An 8,476-nucleotide genomic window follows, 5' to 3' on the forward strand; every position below is an offset into this window, starting at 1 on the left:
TTTTTCATGCGCGGCTCAGACCGCACCGTATGGGCCGAAGCGACCAATGAAGCGGTGGCGCCCGCCAGGATAGAGCAGGCGAACGGCCGTCACCGGCTGGTTCTGATTCCAGGTGCGGCGCTCGACGAGCAGGCATGGCTCGCCCTGCTCGATCTCCAGCAACCCCGACTCCCGTTCGCCCGCCGCCACCGCGCTGATCGCGTGCTCGGCCTGCGACCAGAGACTGTGCTGCAGCAACCAGTCGCCGGGAGGCGTCGTCTCGAATCGTTCGGCCGCGGCTGCGGGCACGGTCGCGAGATGAATCACCCGCTCCTCCAGCACATGAGGCTGCCCGCCACTGCGATGCAGGGTCACGAGATGGGCCACCTGTTCCGAGCGCTTCAGTTCGAAGCGTGCAGCGACTTCAGGCGAAGGCCGTGCGTCCCGCCGCGACAGAATCTCGAAGGAATAGTCCTGCCCGAGCTGCCTTACCTCGTCGGGTATCGACAGGATGTCGAGCATGGCATGGCTTGCCGGCGGGTTCGCCACGATGGTGCCGGACCGCCGGCGCCGCGTGATCAACCCTTCGCGCGCCAGCTGCACCAAGGCGCGATGCACCGTCATGCGCGAAGCGCCGAGCCACTCCATCAGAGCGTGCTCCGGCGGCACCGCCGTTCCCGGAGGCCAGGCCCCATTCAGGACGAGTTCCCGGATGGCACGGCGGATCTGATCATAGACCGGGCCCGTGCCATCCAGCTTTACAGCCTCGATCCCGTTATCCGACATGACGATCCTTCAAGGACTCAGGCAAGCAGCCGACGCATCGTCGCGGCGAATCGGCTCGCGACAGCGGCGCGTGCGACATGGCGACCTTCGCTGACAACCTGCCGCCCGCCAACCAGGACATCGCGCAAGGGTAAGGCGTTGGCAGCGAAAATCGCGCTATCGAGCGCCGCTTCCCCACGCTTTCCAACCAAGGCTGGATGATCGGGATCGAGCGAGACGAGATCGGCGCGCTGGCCGACCGCAAGGCTTCCAATGGCACGACCACAGGCTTGGGCGCCGCCGACACAGGCCTTTGCCCAGAGTGCATGTCCCGTGGAGGCGTCGGCATCCGCCAGCAAGGCACGCCCGCGATCGCGCAGGCGCTGGGAGTATTCGAGTTGGCGCAGTTCGGCGCCGGCATCGATCTGGATGTTGGAATCGCTGCCGACACCGAAGGCCCCGCCAGCGGCCGCGTAGCGCACGCCATCGAAGATGCCGTCGCCCAGGCTCGACTCGGTGATCGGGCACAGTCCCGCGACAGCGCCGCTGCGCGCGATGGTGTCGCGCTCCGCATCCGTCAGATGGGTGGCGTGGATCAGGCACCAGCGCCTGTCCAACGCAATGCTGTCCGTCAGGAACTCGACCGGGCGACGCCCAGTGATCTTCAGGCTGTCCTCGATCTCGCGCATCTGTTCGGCGACATGGATGTGGATCGGTCCATCAGGCGCCAGGCCAAGCAGCCACTGCAGATCCTCAGGCGAGACGGCGCGCAGCGAATGCGGCGCGACGCCGAGCCGCGAATCCGGCAGAGCGCCGATCGCGACAGCGCTCGCCTCCATGAGCCGGGCAAAACTGTCGCGATTATTGATGAAGCGACGCTGGCCATGGCTCGGGGCCGCGCCGCCGAAATTGCCGAAACGATAGAGCACCGGCAGCAGGGTCAGGCCGATGCCGGTTTCCTCGGCTGCTGCCGCAACCGCCAGCGCCATCGCCGCGATATCGGCATGCGGCTGGCCGTCCTTGTCATGGTGCAGATAGTGGAACTCGGCGAGCGCGGTGAAGCCGCCCTCCAGCATTTCGACCATTGCCTGCGCCGCGATCGCCTGGACGTCGTCGGGATCAAGCCGGTCGAGGAAGCGATACATCACCTCGCGCCAGGTCCAGAACGAATCCGCCGTGGCGCCGGGCCGCTCAGACAGGCCCGCCATGCCGCGCTGGAACAGATGGCTGTGGAGGTTCGGCATGCCAGGCAGCGTCAGCCCRGCCAGGTGCAGGGCACCGGCCGGAGCAACCTCTCCGACGCTCATGGAGGTGATTGTCCCCTCCGCGATCGTGAGCGTCACGTTGTCGGCAAAGCCCTCCGGCAAGAGTGCCTGGGCGAGATGCAGGGTCGGGTTTTGTGTCACGCTAGCTCCTCGCTCGATTTGCATATGCAAATGACACTTGCTAATTGCATATGCAATTGTCTAGCATAGTCGGATCGCAAACGAAGTCGAGAGGATGCGGATGGCTGCGGAACCTTCCCACTGCGACAGGATCTGGGTGAATGCCCGCCTCGCGACCATGGCGCCCGGCGCCGGCCAGCCCTATGGCGCAGTCGAAGACGGGGTCGTAGCGGCCCACGACGGTCGCATCGTCTTTGCTGGCCCGCGCAGCGAGGCACCACCTCTGAACGCGCGCGAAACCGTCGACTGCGGCGGACGCTGGATCACACCGGGCCTGATCGATTGCCATACCCATCTCGTCTATGGCGGAGACCGGGCACATGAGTTCGAGCTCAGGCTGCAGGGCGCGAGCTATGAGGAAATCGCACGCGCCGGCGGCGGCATCCTCTCCACCGTCAAGGCCACGCGCGCTGCCAGCGAGGCCGAGCTCTTCGCCAGCGCCGACCGGCGCCTGGGCGCCTTGATCGCTGAAGGCGTCACGACCGTCGAAATCAAGTCGGGCTACGGGCTCGAACAGCAGGCCGAGCTGAAGCAGCTTGCGGTCGCACGGCAGCTCGGTCGCGAACGGCCTGTCACCGTCCGCACCACTTTCCTTGCCGCCCATGCCGTTCCGCCGGAGTTCACCGGCCGCTCCGGCGACTATGTCGACCAGATCACCGGGCCGATGCTCGACGCCGTGACCGCGCAGGATCTTGCCGACGCAGTCGACGTGTTCTGCGAGGGCATTGCCTTCTCGCCCGAGGAGACGGCCAGGGTATTTACCGCAGCCAGGGCCAAGGGGCTGCCGGTCAAGATCCATGCCGAACAGCTTTCCAATCTCGGCGGCGCCGCACTCGCGGCCGAACATGGCGCACTCTCGGCCGACCATCTCGAATATCTCGACGAGGCGGGCGTGATCGCCATGGCCCGGTCCGGAACGGTCGCCGTCATCCTGCCGGGCGCCTTCTACTTCCTGCGCGAGACGCAGAAGCCGCCGATCGACCTGCTCCGCAAGCATGGCGTTGCAATTGCGCTCGCGACCGACGCCAATCCCGGATCCTCGCCGCTGACCTCGCCGCTGCTGGTCCTCAACATGGCCTGCACGCTCTTCCGGCTGACACCCGAAGAGGCGCTGGCCGGGCTGACGCGCCATGCCGCCAAGGCGCTCGGCCTGCAGGACGAGATCGGCACGCTCGAGGCCGGCAAGCGCTGCGACCTCGCCATCTGGGAGATCGAGCGCCCCGCCGAACTCGCCTACCGCATCGGCTTCAACCCGCTTCACTCCCGCATCTGGAACGGCCAATGACCGCAACATTCTCCCTGAAGCCGGGCGAGGCCGCCCTGAAGCAATGGCGCGCCGTGATTGACGGCACCGCAGCCAAGCTGGATGGCGCAAGCGCCGCAGCGATCGCCTCCGCCCAAGCGATCGTCGACGATATCGTCGCCGCCGGAACCGTGACCTATGGCGTCAATACCGGCTTCGGCAAGCTCGCCAGCGTGCGCATCGCCGATGCCGACCTGGCAACCCTGCAGCGCAACCTGATCCTCTCCCATGCCGTCGGCACYGGCCCTGCCCTGCCGGACCGGATCGTGCGCCTGATCCTCGCCATGAAGGCCGCGAGCCTGGCGCGCGGGGCCTCCGGCGTACGCCCCGTCGTGGTCGAGGCCCTGGTCGGCGCGCTCGCAGCCGAGGCGCTTCCGGTCGTTCCCGCCAAGGGCTCGGTCGGCGCGTCCGGCGATCTTGCGCCGCTCGCCCATCTCACCGCGGCGCTGATGGGCGTCGGCGAGATCAGGCTGAAGGGCGAGACGCTTTCCGCAGGGGATGCCCTGGCCCGGATCGGCCAGAAGCCGCTCGAACTTGGGGCCAAGGAGGGTCTTGCGCTGATCAACGGCACGCAGGTCTCGACCGCGATCGCGCTGACGGCGCTCAGCGACATCGCCCGCGTCTTCGATGCGGCGCTGGTCACTGGCGCACTCTCCGTGGATGCGCTGAAGGGCTCCGACACGCCGTTCGACCCTCGCATCCAGGCGCTGCGCGGCCAGCCCGGCCAGATCCGGGTTGCGCAAACATTGCTCGCGCTGATCGCGAAGAGCGAAATCCGCGACAGCCATCGCTTCGGCGATACCAAGGTCCAGGATCCTTACTCCCTGCGCTGCCAGCCGCAGGTGATGGGGGCCGTGCGCGACCTCCTCGCCAATGCCGCCGCAACGCTTGCGATCGAGGCCAACGCGGTCACCGACAACCCGCTGGTGCTGGGGCCGGGCGAAATCGTCTCGGGCGGCAACTTCCACGCGGAGCCCGTCGCCTTCGCCGCCGACATCCTCGCCATGGGGCTGTGCGAGATCGGCAACCTGTCCGAGCGGCGCATGGCGCTGCTGGTTGACCCCGTGATGAGCGGCCTGCCTCCCTTCCTGGCCCGCGATGCCGGGCTGAACTCCGGCTTCATGATTGCGCAGGTCACGGCAGCCGCGCTGGCATCGGAGAACAAGCAGAAGGCCTATCCCGCCTCGGTCGACACGATCCCGACCTCTGCCAATCAGGAAGACCATGTCTCGATGGCGACGCATGGCGCCTATCGCCTGCTCGACATGGCCCGGAACGCGGCCAGCATCATCGGCGTCGAGCTGATGGCCGCGGCGGAAGCGATCGAGCATCATCGCCCGATGAAGACGAGCCCGCGGCTGGAGCCGGTTCTGGCCCTGGTCCGGCAGCGTATCGCGCCGCTCGACGCGGACCGCTACCTTGCCCCCGACCTTGCGGCGGCGACAGAGCTGGTGCTCAGCGGCGCGATCAGCGATGCCGCCGGGCTCGACAGCTTCGCGGAGTTCTCGGCGTGATGAGCATGAACCCTTCCGAGATCGTCAACGTCACGCAAGGCGCCGGTCCGCTGGTCCTGTCGATGCCGCATCCCGGCACTGGCTTGCCGGAGGAGGTGAAGGCGGCGCTGAACGAGACGGGTCGTTCCGTGCCCGACACCGACTGGCATATGCGCCAGCTCTATGTGTTTGCCGAGCGCTTCGCACCGACGATCGTCGAGGCCGGGCTGTCGCGCTATGTCATCGACCTCAACCGCGATCCGTCCGGCGTATCGCTTTACCCCGGACAGGCGACGACGGAACTCGTGCCGACCACGACCTTCGACGGCGAGCCGATCTGGGCAAAAGCGCCCGACGAGGCCGAGATCGCGCGCCGCCGCGCCGGCTATTTCCAGCCCTATCACGACGCACTCGCAGCCGAGATCGAACGGGCCAAAGCCGCGCATGGTTTCTGCCTGCTCTGGGACTGCCACTCCATCAAGTCGGTCATTCCACGCCTGTTCCCGGGCACGCTGCCGATGCTCAATCTCGGCACCAATTCCGGTGCGAGCTGCGCACCTTCGGTCCAGCACGCGGCCGATGCAGCGCTTGCCGGCTCGGGCTTCAACCATGTCAGCAATGGCCGCTTCAAGGGCGGCTGGATCACCCGGCATTACGGCCAGCCGGCGCGGGATGTGCACGCGATCCAGATGGAAATCTCGCTGAGCGGCTATCTCACCGAGGAGACGCCGCCCTGGCGCTTCGACACGCCCAAGGCCGCCGGACTGCAAGCCGCCCTCTCCGCCATCATCGAAGCCGCGCTCGATGCGGCCAGAAAGCTGAAACCCTGACCCTGTTCGGACGGAAACAACGCATTCCGCATGTCCCGATCACGGTTTGAACGGAGCCATTCATGACCCGCATAGACAATAGCCGCGTCATCCGCAGCCCCAGGGGCAGCGAGCTCTCCGCCAAGAGCTGGCTGACCGAAGCGCCGCTGCGCATGCTGATGAACAATCTCGACCCCGACGTCGCCGAGAAGCCCGGCGAGCTCGTGGTCTATGGCGGCATCGGCCGCGCTGCCCGGACCTGGGAAGATTTCGACCGGATCGTCGGCGCGCTGCGCTCGCTCGAGGCCGACGAAACGCTGCTGGTGCAGTCCGGCAAGCCCGTCGGCGTGTTCCGCACCCATGCGGATGCACCGCGCGTGCTGATCGCCAATTCGAACCTCGTGCCGGCCTACGCGAACTGGGAGCATTTTCACGAGCTCGATAAGGCGGGGCTGATGATGTACGGCCAGATGACCGCGGGGTCCTGGATCTATATCKGCACGCAGGGCATCGTTCAGGGCACTTACGAAACCTTCGTCGAGGTCGGCCGCCAGCATTATGGCGGCAGCCTCAAGGGCAAGTGGATCCTGACCGGCGGTCTCGGCGGCATGGGTGGGGCCCAGCCGCTCGCCGCGACGATGGCCGGGGCCTCGATGATCGCCATCGAGTGCAAGCCCTCCAGCATCGAGTTCCGGCTGCGCACCGGCTATCTCGACGAGAAGGCCGACAGTGTCGACGAGGCGCTGGAGATCATCAAGCGCGCCCATGCGGCCGGCAAGGCCGTCTCGGTCGGTGTGCTCGGCAATGCGGCGGAAGTCTTCCCCGACATGGTCAGGCGCGGCATCCGCCCGGATGTCGTCACCGACCAGACCTCGGCCCATGACCCTCTGAACGGCTATCTGCCGGCCGGCTGGACGCTCGAGCAGTGGGAAGAGCGCAAGGAGCGCGATCCTGCCGGTACGATCGAGGCCGCCAAGAAATCGATGGCCGTGCATGTCCGCGCCATGCTGGATTTCCAGCAGATGGGCGTGCCGACGCTCGATTACGGCAATAATATCCGCCAGATGGCGAAGGATATGGGTGTCGACAACGCCTTCGATTTCCCCGGCTTCGTTCCGGCCTATATTCGCCCGCTGTTCTGCCGCGGCGTGGGCCCGTTCCGCTGGGCTGCGCTCTCAGGCGATCCGGAGGACATCTATCGCACGGACCAGCGCGTGAAGGAGCTGATGCCGGACGATCACCATCTGCATAACTGGCTCGACATGGCGCGCGAGCGCATCAAGTTCCAGGGCCTGCCGGCACGGATCTGCTGGGTCGGCCTCGGCGACCGGCACCGGCTCGGCCTGGCCTTCAACGAGATGGTGGCCAAGGGCGAGCTCAAGGCGCCGGTGGTGATCGGCCGCGACCACCTCGATTCGGGTTCGGTCGCTTCGCCGAACCGCGAGACGGAAGCGATGAAGGACGGTTCGGACGCCGTCTCCGATTGGCCACTGCTGAACGCGCTGCTCAACACTGCCGGCGGCGCGACCTGGGTCTCGCTTCACCATGGTGGCGGCGTCGGCATGGGCTATTCGCAGCATTCGGGCGTCGTCATCGTCGCCGACGGCACCCCGGAGGCGGCAAAGCGGCTGGAGCGCGTCCTTTGGAATGACCCGGCGACCGGCGTGATGCGTCATGCCGATGCCGGCTACGAGATCGCGATCGACTGCGCCAAGGCAAAGGGCCTGAAGCTGCCGGGCATTCTCGGCTGATCATGCGCATCATCCGCGCCAGCGCGTGCCGCACCATGCCGTGGAAGAACGGCGGCGGCACCACGACGGAGATCGCAGCGCATCCGCCCGGCGCCTCGCTGAACGGCTTCGACTGGCGGATCTCCATGGCCCATGTCGGAACGGACGGCCCCTTTTCCGTCTTTCCCGGCATCGACAGGACCTTGTCGGTGCTGACGGGCCGGGGAATCGTCCTTCAGTGGCACTGGCCCGTTCCAGCTCGACCAGACGGGAGAACTCGTGGTCCTGGTCGCTCGCTCCGATGGCTGGACAATAGCGCGGCCCCCGCACCGGGAAACCCTCGCCACCGGGGACAGTGCCCTGCTGGAATGGGTCGAAGGCGTCGTCCTGACGAATCCTCACGACTCCGGCGAGATCTTCGCGATCGTGCTGTCGGCCGCTCCGCAGATCTGACGCGCGGCCGACGCTCCGATCATGCCTCCATGTAACTGCGCGTCATCGGCAAGGTGTCGAGCCGCTTAGCGAGCTGGAGCTGGAAGACGACAAGGCCATCGTGGCGGAAACTCGCTTCTGAAGCCGCCAGATAGAACTCCCACATCCGCGCGAAGCGCTCGTCATACATGTCCACCGCCTCCTTGCGCCGAGCGAGGAATCGCTCGCGCCAGGCCTTCAGCGTCTCGGCATAGTGAAGGCGCAGCACCTCGACATCAGTGATGATCAGGCCCTCGCGTTCGATTGCCGCCGTGATTTCCGACATGGCGGGAATGTAGCCGCCGGGGAAGATGTATTTGGCGATGAAAGGGTTCGTCGCACCCGGCGGCGTGGTGCGACCGATCGTATGAATGAGCGCAGCACCGTTATCCGTGAGCAATTCCGCAATCTTGCGAAAATAGGCACGGTAATAGCCCACGCCGACATGCTCGAACATACCGACCGAGACGATGCGGTCGAA

At 66.4% G+C, this 8,476-nt stretch carries 8 protein-coding genes and 1 pseudogene; 6 read left to right on the forward strand and 3 right to left on the reverse strand.

What is annotated here, in order from left to right; genetic code table 11:
• Window positions 1-15: 15 nt before the first annotated feature.
• Both AC1D34_RS30605 and AC1D34_RS30610 read right to left on the reverse strand, forming a co-directional pair.
• Entirely contained in the window at window positions 16-765 is a 750-nt protein-coding gene (locus AC1D34_RS30605; protein WP_476826242.1) for a UTRA domain-containing protein, read from the reverse strand.
• A 17-nt stretch (window positions 766-782) separates the two neighbouring features.
• Window positions 783-2,150 carry a formimidoylglutamate deiminase gene (locus tag AC1D34_RS30610; protein WP_476826243.1) on the reverse strand — a complete coding sequence of 456 codons (1,368 nt, stop codon included), beginning with the start codon at window positions 2,148-2,150 and terminating at the stop codon, window positions 783-785.
• Between the two features lie 100 nt (window positions 2,151-2,250).
• On the opposite strand from AC1D34_RS30610, the gene hutI reads away from it, so the two are divergent.
• The 6 genes and pseudogenes from hutI to AC1D34_RS30640 all read left to right on the forward strand — a co-directional run bounded on the left by hutI (window position 2,251) and on the right by AC1D34_RS30640 (window position 7,977).
• Window positions 2,251-3,474, forward strand: coding sequence for an imidazolonepropionase (gene hutI / locus AC1D34_RS30615; RefSeq protein WP_476826244.1), 1,224 nt, complete (start codon window positions 2,251-2,253; stop codon window positions 3,472-3,474).
• Entirely contained in the window at window positions 3,471-5,006 is a 1,536-nt protein-coding gene (hutH, locus tag AC1D34_RS30620; protein WP_476826245.1) for a histidine ammonia-lyase, read from the forward strand. The genes hutI and hutH overlap by 4 nt, the downstream gene beginning before the upstream one ends.
• Window positions 5,006-5,815 carry an N-formylglutamate deformylase gene (hutG, locus tag AC1D34_RS30625; RefSeq protein ID WP_476826246.1) on the forward strand — a complete coding sequence of 270 codons (810 nt, stop codon included), beginning with the start codon at window positions 5,006-5,008 and terminating at the stop codon, window positions 5,813-5,815. Before hutH ends, hutG begins: the two co-directional genes overlap by 1 nt.
• Window positions 5,816-5,877: 62 nt before the next feature.
• Entirely contained in the window at window positions 5,878-7,545 is a 1,668-nt protein-coding gene (gene hutU / locus AC1D34_RS30630; RefSeq protein WP_476826247.1) for a urocanate hydratase, read from the forward strand.
• Window positions 7,546-7,547: 2 nt separating this feature from the next.
• A pseudogene (locus tag AC1D34_RS30635) lies at window positions 7,548-7,760 on the forward strand (HutD/Ves family protein); the annotation flags it as partial.
• Between the two features lie 43 nt (window positions 7,761-7,803).
• The gene (locus AC1D34_RS30640; protein ID WP_476826249.1) at window positions 7,804-7,977 is read left to right on the forward strand and encodes a hypothetical protein; all 174 of its coding nucleotides are present in this window, start codon (window positions 7,804-7,806) and stop codon (window positions 7,975-7,977) included.
• A 19-nt stretch (window positions 7,978-7,996) separates the two neighbouring features.
• On the opposite strand, the gene AC1D34_RS30645 is transcribed toward AC1D34_RS30640, so the two are convergent.
• Window positions 7,997-8,476 (reverse strand): class I SAM-dependent methyltransferase (locus AC1D34_RS30645; protein ID WP_476826248.1); only part of this gene is annotated, 480 nt, incomplete at its 5' end.

The sequence above is a fragment of the Allobosea sp. P1_A7 genome, from assembly GCF_056406775.1.

What these genes read in the sequence shown, in the direction of transcription:
- AC1D34_RS30605 (WP_476826242.1), bottom strand. Translation starts at nt 765, where the DNA reads ATGTCGGATAACGGGATCGAGGCTGTAAAGCTGGATGGCACGGGCCCG.
- hutI (WP_476826244.1), top strand. Translation starts at nt 2,251, where the DNA reads ATGGCTGCGGAACCTTCCCACTGCGACAGGATCTGGGTGAATGCCCGC.
- hutG (WP_476826246.1), top strand. Translation starts at nt 5,006, where the DNA reads ATGAGCATGAACCCTTCCGAGATCGTCAACGTCACGCAAGGCGCCGGT.